Source organism: Fontibacillus forbon (assembly GCF_046559655.1).
Lineage (GTDB): Bacteria > Bacillota > Bacilli > Paenibacillales > Paenibacillaceae > Fontibacillus.
In genome coordinates this window covers 1-19252 of sequence record NZ_JBKGFV010000009.1, presented here as the reverse complement: position 1 = coordinate 19252, position 19252 = coordinate 1, and the positions used below count along the sequence as shown (strand labels likewise).

The 19252-nt window shown below is 48.6% G+C and carries 19 protein-coding genes, 1 tRNA gene and 1 rRNA gene; 5 read left to right on the top strand and 16 right to left on the bottom strand.

Going from position 1 to position 19252, the window contains the following annotated elements; translation table 11 throughout:
• The first annotated feature begins 355 nt into the window (after nt 1-355).
• Both ACLB09_RS24230 and ACLB09_RS24225 read left to right on the top strand, forming a co-directional pair.
• The gene (locus ACLB09_RS24230) at nt 356-859 is read left to right on the top strand and encodes a GNAT family N-acetyltransferase (protein WP_410772401.1); all 504 of its coding nucleotides are present in this window, start codon (nt 356-358) and stop codon (nt 857-859) included.
• A gap of 171 nt (nt 860-1030) precedes the next feature.
• The gene (locus ACLB09_RS24225) at nt 1031-1390 is read left to right on the top strand and encodes a c-type cytochrome (protein ID WP_410772400.1); all 360 of its coding nucleotides are present in this window, start codon (nt 1031-1033) and stop codon (nt 1388-1390) included.
• A gap of 85 nt (nt 1391-1475) precedes the next feature.
• On the opposite strand, the gene ACLB09_RS24220 is transcribed toward ACLB09_RS24225, so the two are convergent.
• Both ACLB09_RS24220 and ACLB09_RS24215 read right to left on the bottom strand, forming a co-directional pair.
• The gene (locus ACLB09_RS24220) at nt 1476-1775 is read right to left on the bottom strand and encodes a 4a-hydroxytetrahydrobiopterin dehydratase (protein ID WP_410772399.1); all 300 of its coding nucleotides are present in this window, start codon (nt 1773-1775) and stop codon (nt 1476-1478) included.
• Between the two features lie 242 nt (nt 1776-2017).
• On the bottom strand, nt 2018-2311 hold the full coding sequence (locus tag ACLB09_RS24215; RefSeq protein WP_410772398.1) for a hypothetical protein: 294 nt from the start codon (nt 2309-2311) through the stop codon (nt 2018-2020).
• Between the two features lie 197 nt (nt 2312-2508).
• Here ACLB09_RS24215 and motA point away from each other — a divergent pair, with 197 nt between their 5' ends.
• On the top strand, nt 2509-3312 hold the full coding sequence (gene motA / locus ACLB09_RS24210; protein ID WP_410772397.1) for a flagellar motor stator protein MotA: 804 nt from the start codon (nt 2509-2511) through the stop codon (nt 3310-3312).
• Entirely contained in the window at nt 3296-4093 is a 798-nt protein-coding gene (gene motB, locus ACLB09_RS24205; protein ID WP_410772396.1) for a flagellar motor protein MotB, read from the top strand. The genes motA and motB overlap by 17 nt, the downstream gene beginning before the upstream one ends.
• Nucleotides 4094-4213: 120 nt before the next feature.
• On the opposite strand, the gene rluF is transcribed toward motB, so the two are convergent.
• On the bottom strand, nt 4214-4918 hold the full coding sequence (rluF, locus tag ACLB09_RS24200; RefSeq protein ID WP_410772395.1) for a 23S rRNA pseudouridine(2604) synthase RluF: 705 nt from the start codon (nt 4916-4918) through the stop codon (nt 4214-4216).
• A 15-nt stretch (nt 4919-4933) separates the two neighbouring features.
• Nucleotides 4934-6832 (bottom strand): ATP-binding protein, encoded by a 1899-nt coding sequence (locus ACLB09_RS24195; RefSeq protein ID WP_410772394.1) that lies wholly within the window; start codon nt 6830-6832, stop codon nt 4934-4936.
• A gap of 336 nt (nt 6833-7168) precedes the next feature.
• Between ACLB09_RS24195 and tadA the strand changes: the two genes are divergently transcribed.
• Nucleotides 7169-7663, top strand: coding sequence for a tRNA adenosine(34) deaminase TadA (gene tadA, locus ACLB09_RS24190; RefSeq protein ID WP_410772393.1), 495 nt, complete (start codon nt 7169-7171; stop codon nt 7661-7663).
• Between the two features lie 95 nt (nt 7664-7758).
• On the opposite strand, the gene ACLB09_RS24185 is transcribed toward tadA, so the two are convergent.
• From ACLB09_RS24185 to rrf, 12 genes are all read right to left on the bottom strand, one after another.
• Nucleotides 7759-8832, bottom strand: coding sequence for a DUF6612 family protein (locus ACLB09_RS24185; RefSeq protein WP_410772392.1), 1074 nt, complete (start codon nt 8830-8832; stop codon nt 7759-7761).
• Between the two features lie 97 nt (nt 8833-8929).
• Entirely contained in the window at nt 8930-9769 is an 840-nt protein-coding gene (locus ACLB09_RS24180) for a YitT family protein (protein ID WP_410772454.1), read from the bottom strand.
• Between the two features lie 365 nt (nt 9770-10134).
• The gene (locus tag ACLB09_RS24175; RefSeq protein ID WP_410772391.1) at nt 10135-10281 is read right to left on the bottom strand and encodes a small acid-soluble spore protein P; all 147 of its coding nucleotides are present in this window, start codon (nt 10279-10281) and stop codon (nt 10135-10137) included.
• A 145-nt stretch (nt 10282-10426) separates the two neighbouring features.
• Nucleotides 10427-10515 (bottom strand) — tRNA-Ser (locus ACLB09_RS24170).
• 61 nt (nt 10516-10576) lie between these two features.
• Nucleotides 10577-11860: a serine--tRNA ligase gene (gene serS / locus ACLB09_RS24165; RefSeq protein ID WP_410772390.1), complete on the bottom strand. Its 1284-nt coding sequence runs from the start codon at nt 11858-11860 to the stop codon at nt 10577-10579.
• Nucleotides 11861-12008: 148 nt separating this feature from the next.
• Complete coding sequence (gene pdxT / locus ACLB09_RS24160) at nt 12009-12593, bottom strand: pyridoxal 5'-phosphate synthase glutaminase subunit PdxT (RefSeq protein ID WP_410772389.1); 585 nt, start codon at nt 12591-12593, stop codon at nt 12009-12011.
• A 74-nt stretch (nt 12594-12667) separates the two neighbouring features.
• Nucleotides 12668-13549 carry a pyridoxal 5'-phosphate synthase lyase subunit PdxS gene (pdxS, locus tag ACLB09_RS24155; RefSeq protein WP_410772388.1) on the bottom strand — a complete coding sequence of 294 codons (882 nt, stop codon included), beginning with the start codon at nt 13547-13549 and terminating at the stop codon, nt 12668-12670.
• Between the two features lie 83 nt (nt 13550-13632).
• Nucleotides 13633-15057 carry a D-alanyl-D-alanine carboxypeptidase family protein gene (locus tag ACLB09_RS24150; protein ID WP_410772453.1) on the bottom strand — a complete coding sequence of 475 codons (1425 nt, stop codon included), beginning with the start codon at nt 15055-15057 and terminating at the stop codon, nt 13633-13635.
• A 111-nt stretch (nt 15058-15168) separates the two neighbouring features.
• Nucleotides 15169-16626 (bottom strand): IMP dehydrogenase, encoded by a 1458-nt coding sequence (guaB, locus tag ACLB09_RS24145; protein WP_410772387.1) that lies wholly within the window; start codon nt 16624-16626, stop codon nt 15169-15171.
• Nucleotides 16627-16947: 321 nt separating this feature from the next.
• Nucleotides 16948-17544, bottom strand: a complete 597-nt coding sequence (clpP, locus tag ACLB09_RS24140; RefSeq protein WP_410772386.1) for an ATP-dependent Clp endopeptidase proteolytic subunit ClpP — start codon at nt 17542-17544, stop codon at nt 16948-16950.
• 17 nt (nt 17545-17561) lie between these two features.
• Nucleotides 17562-18389 carry an RNA polymerase sigma factor gene (locus ACLB09_RS24135; protein ID WP_410772385.1) on the bottom strand — a complete coding sequence of 276 codons (828 nt, stop codon included), beginning with the start codon at nt 18387-18389 and terminating at the stop codon, nt 17562-17564.
• A 788-nt stretch (nt 18390-19177) separates the two neighbouring features.
• A 5S ribosomal RNA gene (gene rrf, locus ACLB09_RS25830) occupies nt 19178-19252 on the bottom strand; the annotation flags it as partial.

The window sequence follows — 19252 nt, the reverse complement described above, 5'->3', positions numbered from 1 at the left end:
TGATTCTTGCAGGAATCGGCTGCGGTTTTTTTTCTCTGTATCATCTTACTCATATAACGAAGGATCGGATCAAAAGGTTTCTTGTACGCGGCCTATTTCCAAAAAAATATTTTTAATCTCCGTCCGTATCTCCTTCACTCCATATCCAAATCCTTCTATATCCAAAATTTACCCCATTGGCATAAGTCTAAACAGGAAATTTCCCCGTTCAGCACTTTTTTTCGTGCTTCCTTTCTTGCGATCCTCCATTTCAAAGCCTTTACAATCAAAGAAAATCCCGATAGAGTGAGGTTAAAAAGAACTTAAGCCATATGGGTAACCGCATATGTATTCCTATCGTTTAAGGAGGCGCATTATGGAAAAACCGATCGCAGCATTCCGAATCGTACCCATGGAAGAAAGCCACGGCGCGGAAATCAGCACCTGGCGTTACGATTCTCCCTATGATATTTATAGCTGGCTCCCCTGGGAACAAATGAAAGCGCTCGATGTAGAATTCGGCAATCCCGCCTTACGGGCGCAGCAGTATGTCTCTTTATTGAATCAGGAGGACGAACTTGCCGGATTTGCCCAGTACTTCCCTATGGAGGGGGTTACGCGTCTAGGGATCGGCATGAGGCCTGATTTATGCGGCCACGGCTTGGGTAAAGCTTTTGTACTTGCCATTGTGGAGGAGGCCCAGCGGCGGAAGCCGAGGGATGTGATTGACCTGGAGGTATTGACCTGGAATACCCGGGCGATCCGGGCCTACCAGAAATCAGGCTTTGTCATCACCGACCTGTACGAGAAGATGACGCCTGGGGGTATTTCCAAGCCCTATTACTGCATGGTGTTTCGCGGAACGCCCACGTCTACCTAGACAGGATTAACTTTCGAGTTCGATAGTTTGTCTGTGACTAATCATACATGAATACACCGTTTTTTTCGTATACTACAAATAATTCGTTACTTTTTTTGACACAAATGCTATGATCGCCGCGCATGTTCCGCTATAATGGAAGGGGTAGCTTACATAGGAGGGACGATTGAAATGCAGAAGTGGATCATGAGCGGAATACTCATCGTGGCGTGCGCCTTCGCAGCCGTGTTAATGTTTACATTGCCCGGTAAAGATCAGGTGGCGCAGGAAGAAAAGCCGCAATTGCCTGAAATTACATTAAATGCAGAGCAGGCCGAAGCCACGGTCAAGGCCAATTGTATTTCCTGTCATGGAGATCAATTGCAAGGCGGAGCCGGTCCGAATCTGCAGAAAATTGGATCCGAGCTGTCAGCTGAACAATTGTTTGGCATCATTACCAAAGGTAAAGGCGGCATGATGCCTGCTTTCAAGGACAAATTGAAGGAAGATGAAATCGCCAACGTTGCCATGTGGCTTGCTGAGAAGAAATAACGACACAACAAAGACACGCCCGCCGGGACTTTAGGGTCCCGGCGGGCGTTTTTCTTTTGACTCCATTCCAACCTGTCAGCCAGGCTTAGCCAACCGCTCTTGCTTTCTCAAATGCCTCGTTATATTGCTGGGCTTCCTTAATATCTACGGCCGTTATTCCACCCTCTTCCCAGGATGTCAAACGAAGCGTCACCGTTTTATGGTCGATGGTAATAAAAGGATGGTGATTAAATGCTTCCGAAATCGCGGCCACCTCATCAACGAACGCGATCCCTTTCATAAAGTTGGAGAATGTATATTTACGGATTATCCAACGTCCCTCCTCCAATTCCCAACCTTCCAATTTTTCCAAATGCGCTTCTACTTCTTGAGGTGTAAACGGCATTTTTCTTCCTCCCCGTTCTTCAAAACTTCCACTCCTATGTAGTCCTTCAGTCTAGGATTCAGTTGACCCGTAGCCTTAGCTCTATTCCACATCTGTTTATTATATTGCGCTCTCCGGCGGTTCATGCAAAAAGAGCTTCGACCCGATCACTGCCCACTTGGAGCATCGCAGCACTTTATTTTCTTCCAAGTTTATATTTTACCATGCTCTATCCAATAATCCAAAAATTTGCGAATCTCCCATCAAACTAGTTGGACAGAGGTAAGCTCTTCTTCCCCGATCAGGAAATTTATCCGGTGCCCTTCGGAATCGTGGATAACCACAGCACTCCCTACCGTAATCATCGGCTCGGTGCCAAGCGCGAAGAATAGATCCTCGGCCAGCGCCTCTTGAACCTCCTGTCTCTCTTCATCCGAGAGCCCATGCCATTCCAAAGCCTCCATCTCAAAAAATTTATAGCTATCGGGAATACGGCCCACCGCCGCCGTCAAATCTGCCAAAATATATTCATAATCTCTTCCATGCTTTACGCCCACTGCTATATTGCTCCCTTCATCCTTGTCATTTACAGACTGTATTATTATTATACCGGAAAAAACACCTTAAAAAAAAAGGGAAATCTGTCGATAAAAAAGATAAACCGTTTTTCGGATTTATTGGTAAGATCCGATGTCCCCAGCAAGGATGCGGAGACAGGAAAATGGCATCAATTATCTCAAGGACGAGGTGTGCAATGGAAATTTCAACAATTATTGGACTTCTTCTCGGTTTTGTGGCGCTTATCTTAGGTATGTTTTTGAAAGGCGCACCTGTAGAAAGTCTGGTCTCCAACCCGGCAGCTTTTGTAATTATCTTCGTAGGGACGGCAGCTACGTTGTTTGTGGGCTTTCCGCTCTCCGAGATTAAGAAATTCCCCAAGCTGATTAAATTAACGATGACCAAGCCCAAGATGATCACCAAAGCTGAATTGATCACTCTCTTTATGGAATGGGCTACGATCACGCGCCGGGAAGGTCTTCTTGCCCTGGAAGCCAAGGTGGAAGAGATCGACGATGACTTCCTGCGCGGCGGCATGCGGATGATTATTGACGGCAACGACCAGGATTTCGTTCAAGACGTGCTTACGGAAGATATCGCCGCTACCGAAGAACGACATAAGGTAGGCGCCCAGATCTTCACCCAAGCCGGGATGTACGCTCCTACCCTGGGGGTACTCGGCGCCGTCGTCGGTCTGATCGCCGCATTATCCGATATGAGTGATATCGAAAAATTATCTCATGCTATTTCCGGCGCTTTTATCGCCACCGTGTTCGGTATCTTTACCGGTTACGTCATGTGGCACCCGATCGCCAATAAATTGAAGCGTCTCTCCAAGAAAGAACTGGAAATACGGCTGATGATGGTGGAGGGCCTGCTCTCCATCCAATCCGGTGTATCAACGATCGCAATTCAACAAAAACTGGCCGTATTTTTGACCCCTGCCGAGCGTGCGCAAATTTTAGAAAAGGGGGCGGGTCAAGGTGAGCAAAAAGAATAAGAAGCACCAGGAACACGAAGAACATGCTGACGAGAGCTGGCTGCTGCCTTATTCCGACTTGATGACCCTTCTACTAGCTTTATTTATTGTCTTGTTCGGGATGAGTACGGTCGATGCCAAGAAGTTTGAAGAAATGAGTGAAGCGTTTCAAAGCGTGCTTACCGGCGGATCCGGCGTTCTCGATCATAATGCGATGAGCAGTAATACGAAGAACTCCATCAGTGAAAATGAGATTCCCAAACCTTCTACAAACAGCAAAAAGAGTGAGCTGATGCGCAAGGAGCAGGAGAATCTTGAATCCCTGAAAAAACAGCTGGACACATACATCAAGAATAACGGTTTAACCGACCAGTTAAATACCAAGCTTAATCAATCCCAGTTGATGGTCACGATCAGCGACAATGCGCTGTTCCCTTCGGGGGAAGCGGAGGTCAAGCCTGATGCCCGTATCCTTGCCAAAGCGATTTCAGCTATGCTTCAGGAGTTCCCCGACTATGAGGTCATCGTGTCCGGCCATACCGATAATGTACCGATTTCCAATTATGAGTTCCCTTCCAACTGGGACCTTAGCTCGGTCCGGGCCCTGAATTTTATGAAAATCTTGTTGCTGAACAACCAGCTGGATCCCAAGAAATTCAGCGCAATCGGTTACGGAGAGTATCATCCGGTCGCAAGTAACGAAACGAATGTTGGACGTGCCAAGAATCGCCGGGTTGAAGTATCGATCATCCGTAAGTATCAGGACGGCGATCAGCAAATTGGCATGCCGGCTACGCATTAACAAAATATCCTTTCACTAGTAAAAGGGCAGTCCCGATCTGGGCTGCCCTTTGTATTTAACCAAGCATATAAGGTTAGCAAACCTCCAGAAGCCATAGCTTGGCCTGAGATCAAGTCTAAACTACAAAAGAGAATAACCCAGCGCCTGTCCCAGTTCCTGCTTCTCCTGCTCCGTCAGGTCGCGCCATGTGCCGATCTTCTGATTCCCCAAATGGATGTTCATAATCCGGATCCGCTGCAGCTTCCGTACTTCGTAGCCGAGAGCGCTGCACATGCGGCGGAGTTGACGGTTCTTGCCCTCCGTCAATATAATCCGGAACACACGCTCCGTCATACGGGTAATCTGGCAAGGTAGCGTCATCTCCCCCAAAATCTTTACCCCTTCTCCCATCGCTCTAAGGAAGGACGGGGTCAACGGCTTATCCACGGTCACGATATATTCCTTTTCGTGCTTGCCTTCGGCCCGCAAGATTTTGTTGACGATATCTCCGTCGCTCGTGAGCAAAATCAGCCCTTCGGAATCCTTATCGAGCCGTCCGATGGGAAATATTCGCTTGTCATGACTCACAAAATCCACGATATTCCCCCGGATATGCCGCTCTGTCGTACTTGTGATGCCTACAGGCTTGTTCAGGGCGATATACACATGCTGATCGGGCTTCTCTTTAAGAGGCTTCCCGTTAATGCGGACATCATCACCTTCCTCCGCCTGGCTGCCAAGCAGCGCCGTCTCGCCGTTAATCGTCACTTTACCGGACTCCACCAGCCTGTCCGCCTCGCGTCTGGAACAATATCCTGTTTCACTGATGAATTTATTGATTCTCACTTCCATTGTCACCCTTCATGCTAAACTCTTCTTTGTCGTTACATCTTCCAGCCTGTTTATCTCGGTTACTCTCGGCAGGGTAATGGTCACAACGGTACCTTTTCCAACCTCGCTATCGATGGTCATCTTTCCTTTATGCCCCTCGATGATGCGCTGGGTCACCATTAGACCAAGGCCGGTACCCTTTTCCTTATTGGTATAAAATGGTTCACCGAGCCGTTCCAATCTTTCTTTGGGAATGCCTTCACCTTCGTCTATGACCTGAATAACGGCTTCACGCCCCTCCTCTTCCTCTAGGCGAAGCGTGATCGTACCTCCGCATGGCATAGCTTCCATCGCATTTTTCAGCACATTGATGAACACCTGCTTGAGTTGGTTCTCTTCACAGTGTACCAGAATAGGCGACGACGAGAAATGGGCCTGGAATTCAATGTTATGTAAATGAGCCTCACTGTCCAGCAAGGAGATGACATCTCCCAAAGTAAACCGGACATCCTTGACTTCAAACAGCACCGCTTGAGGCTTGGCTAAAATCAAAAACTCGCTGACGATCAGATTAATCCGGTCCAGCTCGGATAACATAATATCCGTATGCATTTGATTGATACTCTTGGTCCGCTGCTGCATCTGCAAAAACCCGCGCAGTGTAGTGAGCGGATTACGAATTTCATGGGCAACCCCCGCGGCCAGTTGTCCGACCGTCGTTAATTTTTCCGAACGGCGAAGCAGTTCCTCCATTTTATTATGCTCCGTCATATCCCTGGAAATGCTAATAAAGGCGACGATTAAGCCATCCTCATCATACACCGGCGATTCGCTGATACTTACATGCACCTCGGAGCCGTCCTTTCGTAAACGTACCGTTTCCGTCAAGACAAAAGGCCGGTTTCGCCAGATTTCCTTGGACCACCCTTCCCGTTCATCACTCAAGGATGGCGGAATGAATTCCAGCCTCGAACCGACGATCTCTTCGCTGTTCCAGCCGAACAGTTCCTCGAAGGCCGTATTGACCCGCAGGATGCTGCCGTCCAGATCGGTCACATGTATCGCGTCCGCCGTCTGGTTAATGATGGACTCCAAGTGTTCTTTAATCAATTGGTTCTCTTCGTTTTTCCGCCTAAGCACGGTCATGTAATGTCCAATACTGTCAGCCATCGTGTCGATTTGCTGTGCCAATTGCCCCAGTTCGTCCTTCCTGTACAACTCCATTCGGGTATCAAAATCGCCGGAAGAAAGACTACTGACTTTCATCAAAATATGTTGAATCGGCCGGATCAGCTTTCCGGCTAAAATATAACTGGTAAAGATGACGATTTGCAATAGCACGATAGATATGGATAACTGGCTTAACATATGCTTGGAAATCGCCGCCGAGATCGGTTCATAACTCGATATGATCCGGATTACATAAGGCTCCTTATACTGCGGCTGAATCGGAATAAAGCTGTCCAGAACCCGCTTGCCGTCGATTTCCGTTTCATAAAGCAGGGTCGCTCCTCTTTGCAAAGCCAACCGGGCCCTGTCGACGATGAGCGAATCATTCTTGTATTGGTACGTTCCAAATATCAAACTTTGATCCTGTTCGAATCTTTCGGGATTGATTCCCGTGATTTCAAGAAGATTGTCGTTTGCCCGCATCGACTCTTGGGTAATATTCTCCGGACTTGTCATTCTGAGCGTATCTTCAATAAAGTCCCGGGTGCTTGCCGGATCCGTACCATTCTTGATATATTCGTATACCGAACGGCTCTGTTCGACAGCCAAAGCGATTTGCTTGGCGGTCATCATCATGTTTGCTTCACTGTCTTTGCGTAAATTATCCCGGGTGGTGAAAAAACTAAGAACAGTATTTATAGAGAGAAGCGTTACTGCAAAAGCGGTCATGATTAAAGAAAGTTTGATTTTTATCGACAAATGGCTCCTCCCCCCTTCAGCAAACTTGGGGATATTTGGAATGGTTCGACACTTACCCCCATCATACCCGTAACGACAAGTTTTGCAAAGACGTTGAATTTCCCAGATACATTCCCTACAATAAGAAAAAATACCTATTTATCACCATCATCCCGTAAAAACCAAAAAAGTTATGCACATATTGTTAACATATCAACATTTCTAAAGTGGGATATGTGAATAAGAATGGGGATAAAACCGGGGTTGTCCACAGTGTTGTCCACAACATGTTAAGAACGAATATTTGTTCGCCGGACAACCTGTGCCTTAACTTGTCAAAAGGAGACTAATTATCTTATGCCATTACCTTTTATCCCGGAGCCTCCCCCCTCCACGCAAACCCATGAATATTGGATGCAAGAGGCCATCCGTGAAGCCTATAAAGCAGAAGCCATCGGGGAAGTGCCTATTGGCGCGATCATCGTCTTGGGCGATCAAATCGTCGGCCGCGGCCATAATTTAAGGGAAAGCTCCAAAGACGGAACGGCGCACGCCGAAATGATCGCCATACGCGAAGCCAGCGAGACGCTGGACGCTTGGCGGCTACTCCATTGCCGGTTGTATGTCACGCTGGAACCGTGCCCGATGTGTTCCGGGGCGATCGTCCAGTGCCGCATTCCGCTTGTCGTTTATGGTGCTCCCGACCCGAAAGCCGGCTGTGCCGGAACGCTCATGAATCTGCTGCAAGAGCCCCGGTTTAACCACCGGACAGAAGTTGTATCCGGCGTACTGCAGGAGGAGTGCGCTTCCCTGCTCACCCAGTTTTTCCGGAACCTACGCAAGAAAAGTTAACCCCCGGCGTACTCAACGCCACGATACGGGGAAACAACAAAAAACCCGCGTGAATCGCTAAGATTCACGCGGGTTTTATGAGTTAGGACTGGTGCTTAGTAACCAAGACCGCCCATTTCTGCTTCGAATTCCTCCATCGTAATGGTATCTGTAGGAATACCGATGGTAAACGCCGGTTTTTCATTGATTTTGCTGAACGTGCTCTTCATTTGCAACGCCAGCTTCACCTTTTCGTTCGTTTCCGGATCGTTGATTTCCACATCCGCATTCACATCGGAATAAGAAGGATAGTTCTCTTTATCGATGGCTGTATTCACTGTAAACTTGTTGATCTTCAAATAATTCTTCATTTCGTCCAACGCCTTACCCAGCTCATCCTGGTTGCCTGCTTCCAATTCTTTCTTCAACTCTTCGATGTCCTCAGGCTGCAGGTTCAGCATCGTACGGTATTCCTCTTTGCCGACGATATCGAGCACCTTCGGAAGCGCCTTGTTGATCAGGATCGTTAAGGCTTCCTTGACATTGTCGTTGGTCACGTTAAATTGAACGACTTGCTTCGCTTTGTATCCATCAGGGAGTTCTACATCTTTCGGCTCTACATTTTTGAAATAAGTAGCCGAATCGTATTCCGCAAGTATCGCACTGGATACTTCTCCCGCGAGCTTCTGCGATTTTTCAGGGTTGAACATGTCCGGGTTAAATTCTTCTCCGCTTTGTTCAGCCAATTCTTTCAGGTCCATGACCAGGAACTTCCCTACAACGCTCTCCGGCATCGGCAGGAACGGAATGTTCGGAATTTTGATGTAGATTTTTTCTTTGGTCATTACAAATGGAATCGTAATCGTCGTAGACATATCGCCAGTCAATTTTACTTCCAGCGTAGCCTCCGTTTGCATCGGATCCTTTTGATAAATCTGATTTACATTGATTTCCGCATTCTTCAACATGGAGAACACGGCGCCGATTTCCGCATTTGCGGAAGCTCCGGCATCAAAGGTCAGATCCACAATTTTAATTTGGTTCGTAGCAACATATGAATCCATTTTAAGTGCCTGAATCGCGGCGCTCCCCAGCGCCTCTTTTGGCTCTTTTTTGGCATTACAGCCGGACAGCACCAGAACTACCGACATTAGCAACACCAAAGCTGACATATAAAGCTTTCTTGACATTAAAGACTCCTCTCCGTCCTAAAAAGACTTACAAAAATACAAACCCTTCCATATCATAAACCATTTTCATGTAAGCGGAAACCCATTTCTGAAAAATTTAGTGAATTGCATTTTTCTTGAAACGTCCGCCTTTCACATCATGGATATTTCCTACAGCCAAAAATGCATTTTCATCAAAATGGTTTACAATTTCCTTAAGCTTAGCTTCCTCCAGGCGAGTAACCACGCAAAAAATTACTTTTTTGGGATCGCCGGAAAAACCGCCTTCACCGGCCAAATAAGTAACGCTGCGGCCTAACCGGTTTACAATGGCTGCGCCGATCTCTTCAATCTGATCGCTGATGATCCAAGCCGATTTCGATTCGTTCAAACCGTCTACGACGATATCTATCGTCTTATAGGCGATATAATAGGCCAACAGGGAAAATAATGCCCGTTCCCATCCGAATACGAATCCAGCGCTCAACAGAATGAAAAAGTTAAAGAACATAATAATTTCTCCGACGGAGAACGGGGACTTACGGGAAATGAGTATGGCTACGATCTCGGTACCGTCCAGCGAACCACCGAACCGGATTACAATCCCAGTACCCAAACCGAGCAAAATGCCGCCAAATACAAATGCCAGCAACGTGTCCGTAACAAACGGATCAACGGGATGAAGCAGAGCAGTGCCGATAGACATGACGGTAATGCCAACCAGTGTGGAAATGGCAAAGGTTTTACCAATTTGCTTATAACCGACAATCAGGAAAGGGAGGTTAAAGAGGAACAGAAAAATACCTAACGGTAGTTGAGACAGATAGGAGGACATGACAGATATGCCGGTGACCCCGCCGTCCGTAATCTTGTTAGGAACAAGAAACAGCTCAAGTGCGACAGAGACCAGAATGGCACCGATAACTATAAAGATAAATCTGAGCACAATGCTGCCCAAACTCTTTTTTTTATGCTGGCGCGGTTCCGTCTTGACAAAGTTTTCCGGGGAAGGGATGTTGGTTTCTACAAAATTCAATCGCATCACGATCCTTTCAGAATAGGGTTAGTTTTTCTCCATCTCTCCATTTCGTTGAACATCGGTTAATAATTGCCCTATCTTTATTATGACATTTTATGAGCTTTGTGTCTTGCTTTATTCAAAATTGGCGATATATGATCCCCAGCGCAGGGCATGCGCCTCCGTTGAATCCCCGATTTGCGAAAATTCGAGAGTACACTAAAAAGCCCGGCATGAACCATACCGGGTGATCACACAAATCCGCTTAATTTCATTTATCAAAAAAGAGGGTTCGAGCCAGTGATTCAGCTCCCTTGGGGATTGTTATGGCTCACATGATTCCGATTTTTCACCTTTTTGGATCCGGAAAGCGGCTCCGCTCCTCCATGTCCTTGTTCTCTTTGCACTTCCGGCTGGGTTCCGGGCGTGGTGTACGTTTTCGGTTTAGTCATCAGGGATTCCCCCCTTCCTGTGAATTGTACCGCTTATGTTAGACTGCAACAATAAAGGCTTCTTTATTCAGGGAAACAGCATTGGTCTTATGCCGCCGGAAAACGCAAAAAAGAGGACGATGATCGCCCCCTTAATAGATATGTATGGCGGAGAGGATGGGATTCGAACCCATGTGGGCTTGCACCCTAACGGTTTTCAAGACCGCCCCGTTATGACCGCTTCGGTACCTCTCCAAAGATGAATCTGATTTGCGTAACAAATCAGATTCTATCACAGACAAGAAATGTAATCAAGTTATTTTCGCTTGGCAATTACTTGCAAGTTACCCATATATGGACGCAGCACTTCCGGAATCTCCACGCTGCCGTCTTCGAGTTGATAATTTTCCAAAATTGCGGCTACCGTACGGCCTACGGCCAGTCCCGATCCATTCAGCGTATGCACAAATTCCGGCTTGGATTTCGGCTCGGGACGGAAACGGATGTTGGCCCGGCGGGCCTGGAAATCCTCTACGTTCGAGCATGAAGAGATCTCGCGGTAAACGCCGCTCTCCGGCAGCCAAACCTCAAGGTCATAGGTTTTCGCAGCCGTAAAACCAAGATCTCCCGTACACAGTGCCAGCACACGGTAAGGCAGATTCAGCAATTGCAATACCCGCTCCGCATTAGCTGTCATCTTTTCCAGCTCGTCATACGAGGTGTCGGGATGAACGATTTTGATCATCTCTACTTTGTTGAACTGGTGCTGACGAATCAGCCCCCGCGTATCGCGACCTGCAGCGCCGGCTTCGGAACGGAAGCAGGAGCTGTAAGCAACATAATTATGCGGCAATTCTTCCGCAGTCAAAATCTCGTCGCGATGATAGTTAGTGACCGGCACCTCAGCGGTTGGGATCAGATAGTAGTCGCTCTCGGTCAGTTTGAACAGATCTTCCTCAAACTTCGGCAACTGCCCCGTCCCATACAGGCTGTCCCGGTTCACGATGTATGGAGGCAGCATTTCCTCATATCCATGCTCGGTGCTATGCAGATCCATCATGAAACTGATGAGCGCCCGCTCCAGCCGTGCTCCCAATCCTTTATAGAAAGTAAACCGCGAGCCCGTAACCTTGGCACCGGCTTCAAAATCCAGAATGCCCAGTTCACCGGCAATGTCCCAATGCGCTTTTGGCGTAAAGTTAAACGTTCTCGGCTCGCTCCAACGGCGAACCTCCACATTCTCTTCCTCCGAGGCGCCGACCGGTACAGTGCTGCTAGGAATGTTCGGAATATTCAGCGTCAATTCATCGATTTTTGCTTCAAGCTCACGGACTTCATCGTCCAATTGCTTGATCCGGTCGCCTACCTCACGCATCTCTACGATCAGCTCATCGGCGTTTTCCTTGTTCTTCTTCCGCTGGGCCACTTCAGCCGACACGGTATTGCGGCGGTTTTTCAGCGTCTCGCTCTCTTGAAGCAGCTCCCGGCGTTTTTCGTCCAGCTCCGGAAAATTCGAGATCAGAGCAAGCGATTTTCCGCGGTTCTTCAGCGCTTCTTCGACACGTGCATAATCATTTCGCAATATTTTTACATCCAACATGGGTATTCCCTCCTAGAATCATCCCGTGGCAGCCGTGCCGGCTCTTGAAGCTTGACCATGACCCCCGGGATCGCCGGAAAACTTATCTTCCTATTAGAAAGAAAACAACCTTAACCCTTGGAAAAGAGTCAAGGTGTCTCTTATGGCCTTACTTTACGGCCGCTTCATAACTCTTAATCATTTCCAAAAAGTAGGCATGAAGCGAATAATCGTCCGTCAACTCCGGATGAAAGGATGAAACGAGCAAGTGCCCTTGGCGGGCTGTTACAATCTCATCCTTATACGTTGACAGTACTTCCGCGCCTTCGCCGATCCCCGTGATGAGCGGGGCACGGATAAATACGGCGCGCAGCGGTTCGCTAAGTCCTTTCACCTCAAGATCGGTTTCAAAGCTCTCCCGCTGGCGGCCGAAAGCGTTGCGGGAAACTTTGATGTCCATCAGCCCGAGGTGGGCTTCTTCTCCGCCTTCTATTTCCTTGGCCATGACGATCAGGCCAGCGCAAGTTCCGAAGACCGGCTTGCCTTGACTAGCGAAGTCACGAATCGCATCAATAAACTGATATTTGCGCATCAGTTTCCCGATGGTCGTGCTTTCCCCGCCGGGAATAATCAAGCCATCAAGCTCATCCAGCTGTCCGGCATGCTTTACGGTGACGCCTTCGGCCCCAGCGCTTTCAATACTTCGTATATGCTCCGCTACGGCGCCCTGCAGCGCCAATACGCCTACCTTCATCGTCCACCCTACTTTCCCCATGCCCAGCTGTCTGTGCTTGTATTACGGTATTGCATGCCGGTCTCAACCGGTTCTTACCAGCCGCGATCGGACATCCGCTCAGCAGCGGTCAACTTCGAAATTTCGATGCCTTTCATCGGCGTACCCAAATTCTTGGACACTTCGGCAATCAACTTGTAATCGGTATAATGCGTTGTAGCTTCCACGATCGCACGGGCGAATTTCTCCGGGCTATCGGATTTGAAAATCCCGGAACCTACAAATACGCCGTCCGCTCCAAGATGCATCATAAGGGCAGCATCCGCAGGAGTCGCAACCCCGCCCGCCGCAAAATTGACGACCGGCAGCTTGCCGTTCTCGTGCACTTCCAGCAGTAAATCATAGGCTACGCCCAGGTTTTTGGCTTCCGCATACAGCTCGTCCTTCGACATGCTCTGCACCTTGCGGATTTGGCTATTGATCAAACGCATGTGTCGGACCGCTTCAACAATATTTCCCGTTCCGGGCTCGCCTTTGGTACGGATCATGGACGCGCCTTCGCTAATCCGGCGCAGCGCTTCGCCAAGATCCTTCGCCCCGCATACGAAAGGAACGGTAAAATCACGTTTATCAATATGGAACACTTCATCTGCCGGGGTTAAAACTTCACTCTCATCCAGATAGTCTACCCCGAGAGATTCCAGAACTTTCGCTTCGACATAATGCCCGATCCGCGCTTTGGCCATCACGGGAATGGATACAACCTTCATAACCTCTTCGACGATTGTAGGATCCGCCATGCGGGCTACGCCGCCGGCTGCACGAATATCGGAAGGAACCCGTTCCAAAGCCATAACGGCGGTCGCCCCGGCCGCTTCGGCAATCTTAGCTTGTTCGGCATTCATGACGTCCATAATAACGCCGCCTTTTTGCATCTCAGCCATGCCTCTTTTTACTCGCGATGTTCCTGTTTCCATGTCCCTGCCTCCCGATAATAATCTAACTTGATATTTTACAATATTGTCCTGAAATATACAACTCGTATGCTCGGGATTGCTTGCTAGAACAGGTTTTTGATGCCGTTGAACAGATCCCGGAAGAAGTCTCCGATCGCACGCATCAACAGCTTGAACCAACCGGCTTTCTCGACATCCTCGGTCGTGATCAGGTTGACCTTTTTCTCCAGCGTCTGATTCATTCCGTCAGGCTTGAACGAGTAAGTCACCGTCCCTACCTTGGTCCCTTGTTTTAACGGCGCCGTCAGGGTTTCGCTCGTCAACTCCACTTTGGCTTGAACCGTGCTTACGTCCGCGCCTTTAGGAATAACAAAGCTTACGCCCTCATCGCTAACTACAGATACGGAAGTATTCTTCGCTTTATTTACCGTTACGGTTTCGGTGCCTGCTACCGTTGATTTCGGAGGAATGATTTGCTTCGTTTCAAAATTATTGAAACCGTAGTCCATAACTTTACGTGTTTCTACGAAACGGGCTTTCTCTGAAGAGGTTCCCATAACTACGCTGATCAAGCGCATACCGTTCCGTTCTGCCGTTCCGGTAAAACAATTGCCTGCGTTGGTTGTATGGCCGGTCTTAAGTCCGTCGAGTCCTTCGTAAGCGAACTGTTTAAAGTTCGTTACATTCTTATTCGCTTCCAGCATCCAGTTATAGTTTACGATAGGTTTAGTATCGCGCTCCCGGAATTGATAGGTTTGAAGCGACGTAAAATCGGAAAAATCCGGGTGGTCCGTTACGATATATTTAGCAAGGATGGCCGCATCCATCGCCGACATGACCGTTTCTTGGTCACCCGGCGTCCGGAATTCCTCCGGCATATCCTTGATATCAAGACCCGTCGAGTTCGCGAAATGCGCGGTTGTCATGCCCATCCGTTGGGCTTCGTCATTCATCATCTTTATAAATGCCTGCTCCGAGCCGGCCACGTGCTCAGCCAAGGCTACGGTAGCGTCATTGGCGGAACCGACCGCCATGGCGATGTACAACTCTTTTATGGTATGTTGATCCCCTTCTGCGAGAAAAATCCGGGAACCGATCGTTTGGGCCGCATTCTTACCGACCGTCACCACGTCATCCCAACCGAATTTCCCCTGCTTTACGAGATCCGCCACGATATATTCCGTCATCATTTTCGTCATGCTTGCCGGAGGCAAGGGCGTGTCACCATTAATGTTAAGAAGGACCTGTCCCGATACCGGCTCCAGCAAAATAGCAGAGCTTACTTTCAGATCGAGTTCTTCAGCGGTAGGAATTTTAACGGCTCCTGTTTGCTGGGATGCAGGTTTGGTTGAAGTTGTCGTAGACTCCGTTTGCTCCCCCTCCGCCAGCGCCATCGCCGGAACCAGAGAGAAGCACAGCATATTCAGCAACAGAACGGAAGCCACGCCTTTGCGGAGGTTATTCCGTTTTGATTTTGAAGTTGTGCGATGTTTATTCTTCAGTTTCAATGTTCTTAAAGCTCCTCTCATAATCTCGTTCATTTGCTTTATCTATTCTATCACAGGGCCTACCGCAAAAAAAGACAAGCAGGGTGATTTCCACCCTGCTTGATTTGGTATATGTTGGACATCGTTTTTAACTTAGAGAGAATAGTTCGGAGCTTCCTTCGTAATTTGTACGTCATGCGGATGACTTTCCCGAAGTCCAGCCCCGGTAATCCGTACAAAATGCGTATCGTTGCGCAACTCGTCCAAAGTTTTGGTGCCGCAATATCCCATGCCGGAACGCAATCCGCCGATCAGTTGGGTAATGGTATCGGAAAGCGGGCCTTTGTACGCCACGCGTCCTTCAATACCTTCCGGAACGAGCTTCTTGTCGTCATCCTGGAAGTACCGGTCCTTACTGCCTTGCTTCATCGCAGCCAGAGAACCCATCCCTCTATAGACTTTATAGCGGCGGCCTTGGTAGATTTCCGAGTCCCCAGGGCTTTCCTCGGTGCCCGCAAACAAGCTGCCGAGCATGACTGCATGGGCTCCGGCGGCGATCGCCTTCGTAATTTCACCGGAGTATTTAATGCCGCCGTCCGCGATAATCGGCACCCCGTATTCGCGGGCTACCGTTGCGCAGTCATATACGGCCGTAATTTGCGGAACGCCGATCCCGGCAATTACGCGGGTTGTACAAATCGAACCCGGTCCGATACCGACTTTTACAACCGAAGCTCCCGCTTCGATCAGAGCACGGGTCGCTTCTCCTGTCGCCACATTACCTGCGATAATTGTGAGACCCGGGTACCGTTTACGCAGTTCGGCAACAGCTTCCAGAATATTAATATGATGCCCGTGAGCCGAATCCACTGTAATTACGTCCACACCGGCTTTTACCAATGCTTCAGTCCGTTCAAAAGTATCTTTGGAAATCCCGACAGCAGCGCCCACAAGCAATCTGCCTTGGGCATCCTTGGCTGCGTTAGGGAATTGAATGGCTTTTTCGATATCTTTAATGGTGATAAGGCCTTTTAATACATTATTGTCATCCACTAAAGGCAGCTTCTCGATTTTGTGTTTTTGCAGAATCACTTCGGCTTCCTGCAGGGTTGTCCCAACTGGCGCGGTTACCAGGTTTTCGTGAGTCATGACCTCGCTGATTTTAATGCTGTAATCATGAACAAAACGCAAGTCGCGGTTGGTCAAAATACCGATCAGCTTATTCTCCTCGTCCACAATCGGCACGCCAGAGATCCGGAATTTGCCCATTACGACTTCGGCATCGGAGACAAGGTGGTCAGCCGACAACGAGAACGGATTCGTAATAACGCCGCTCTCCGAACGTTTCACCCGATCCACTTCCTCCGCTTGTTGCTCGATCGGCATATTTTTATGGATGATCCCAATGCCGCCTTCACGAGCCATGGCGATAGCCAGCGCCGCTTCCGTTACCGTATCCATCCCTGCGCTGATCAATGGCAGATTCAGCTTCACGTTGTCGCTCAGTCTCGTGGACACGTCCACCTCTTTTGGCAATACTTCCGACTTGCGGGGAACGAGCAATACATCGTCAAATGTAAGGCCTTCCTTGTCAAATTTACTTTCCCACACCTTTGGTTTTCCTCCTTGTTTTTGATCGGGTCCGGTCTATTTTCCTTATAAATCAAGGCCGAATTCGTACTTACGAAAATATATTATTGCCATCTTAGCAAAGGGCCTATAGGCTGTCAAGGATAAGCGTGTGGAAAAACCAATCGCCTTTTCAGCGCGTACGAGTGTCTCTCGGGCATGTACAACACAGGCTACAAGGCGGTTTATTTGAAAATATTACTTCCCTAAACCTCCCCATTCCATTCTTGCCGATTTGGCCGAACATACAAAAACCGCCATCCTTACGGACGACGGTTTTGATGTGAGCACAGGCTGGCTCGCTTATTTCACAGCTCTTGAGCTATAAATTACCTGGTCGAGAATCCCATAGTCTTTCGCTTCCTCGGCGGATAAAAAATAATCCCGGTCCATATCCCGTGCAATCCGCTCGACCGGCTGCCCGGTTCGTTCCGCGGCGATTTCATTCAGCCGTTCTCTTATCCGGATAATCCGTTTCGCACTGATTTCGATATCGCTTGCCTGGCCCTGAGTTCCCCCATGAGGCTGATGAATCATAATCTCGCTGTTCGGCAGTGCAAACCGTTTCCCCTTCGCTCCGGACATCAACAGTATTGCCGCAAACGAGGCGGCCATTCCTGAGCAGATCGTTTGAACATCCGGTTTAACATATTGCATCGTATCGTAAATCGCAAAGCCTGCCGAAGTGGAACCACCCGGACTGTTAATGTAAAAGTGGATATCTTTTTCGGGATCCTCCGCGGCAAGCAACAACATTTGCGCTGTAATGCTGTTAGCAACCTGATCATCGATGGCCGAGCCCAGAAACACGATCCTGTCTTTCAACAAACGCGAGTAAATGTCATAGGACCGTTCCCCATGTCCCGTTTGCTCAATTACATATGGAATTACCGTACTCATACAAACACCTCCATAGATTAGGCGGCCAATGGCATGGAGAGATTCCGGATCGTTGTCTGGTGGGAAGCTGACCGTGCGCGGTCAGTCCGGCGATGTGCATGCAAAACGGATACGACTGCATCCTTGGGTGCTCCGTCATTCATCAGCATGATCATTGCCGCCGTATTTTGTTGACGGAAGGCCTCAAGATAAGCATAGGTCATCAGCTCATCAGCTTCTTTTTTGACCTCGCCATACTCCTCGCGCTCATATCGTCCAGTAAATTTGGAGGCTGACTTTGAACCATGCTCTGACGTGTCTGCGTCCAGATTCTGCTGATCAGCTCCAACTTTCACCGTCGCCTTCAACTTAGTACGGGCCCGGTGTAAGGCAGCTTTCACCGCTCCCTCCGTGGAATTGACAAGCACGCCTGCTTCGGCAGCAGTATATTTCAAAATATCTACCAGCAGCAGAGCGGTCCGCTGTGCAGGAGCCAGGTTTTGAACCAAAGTTTCCATGGCCGTCCATACCTCGATGGAACTAACCTCCTGCGTCTGAATATCGTCTTCCAAAGGCTGGCGAACGGTAGACACCACTTTCTTGCGGTTCCGATCGATCCACGCATTACGTGCCACACGATACAAATAGGCTCGCGTAATACGCTCCCCTTGAACTCCTCCAAGCAAAGCGGACCACACTTTGAGCCAGGTATCCTGCACCAGATCATCCCCCTCCCACGGAGAACCGGCCAGGGAACGACAGTACTGACGAAGTGCCTGCTGATGCTTTCCAACCCATTCTGCCATATCCGTCAGCTTCTTTTCAGTCCCTGTCGTCGACTGACCATCCATTTGCTCTTTGCGCATCTTGGCTCACCTCCTGAAGATCATGCTCTCTATATTTGATCTCACTGTTATAAACGAAAAAATGATCCCTGTAGATACGGTACGATATACAATATTTAATTTCAAGCGTGGGGTTAAATGGCGGAGGACAAAATGGTTCAACCTTGTGGGCCTTGTTCCACGGGCCGTGTACCGCGGACCATTGTTACGAGTGCTTTGTACCCTAATTCTGTTGCTGATACTGATACTGGTACTGATACTGTTAATGTTACTGGTTCTATACTGGTTCTATACTGGTTCTATACTGGTTCTATACTGGTTCTATACTGGCTCTGTGCTGGTTCTATGCCGGTTCTATGCCGGCTCTATGCCGGTTCTATGCTGGCTCTGTAACTCATACTGGATTGGTAATTTTCATATTGCTGTTGCAGTTACTTATATTAGCACTGATACTGCTCCTATACACCAGCTCTATACTCCCGGGTTACCGCCTAATTCCCACAACTCCGTCTAACCCTCGTGGCCCTGCCTAACACACTTTGGATTTACCAAATTAACTGGATTTCCTACAGTTAATTTGGTCTTTATAGGTCGCCGGAGTAAATTAGATGGAAAACCTCCAGCTAATTTCGCGCTTTTCCGCTGAAATGGCTCGAACCCTCCGAATTAGCTGCAGGTTTTACAATTAATTGTCTCGAAGAGGGGATTTATTCAAAATTAACTGTAGGTTTTCCAGTTAATTTGTTGATTTGAAGTTCCAGAATAGCAAAAGAGCACCACCGAGGTTATCGGCAGTGCTCTTCTTCGTTGCTTGGCGGCGTCCTACTCTCCCAGGACCCTTCGGTCCAAGTACCATCGGCGCTGGAGGGCTTAACGGTCGTGTT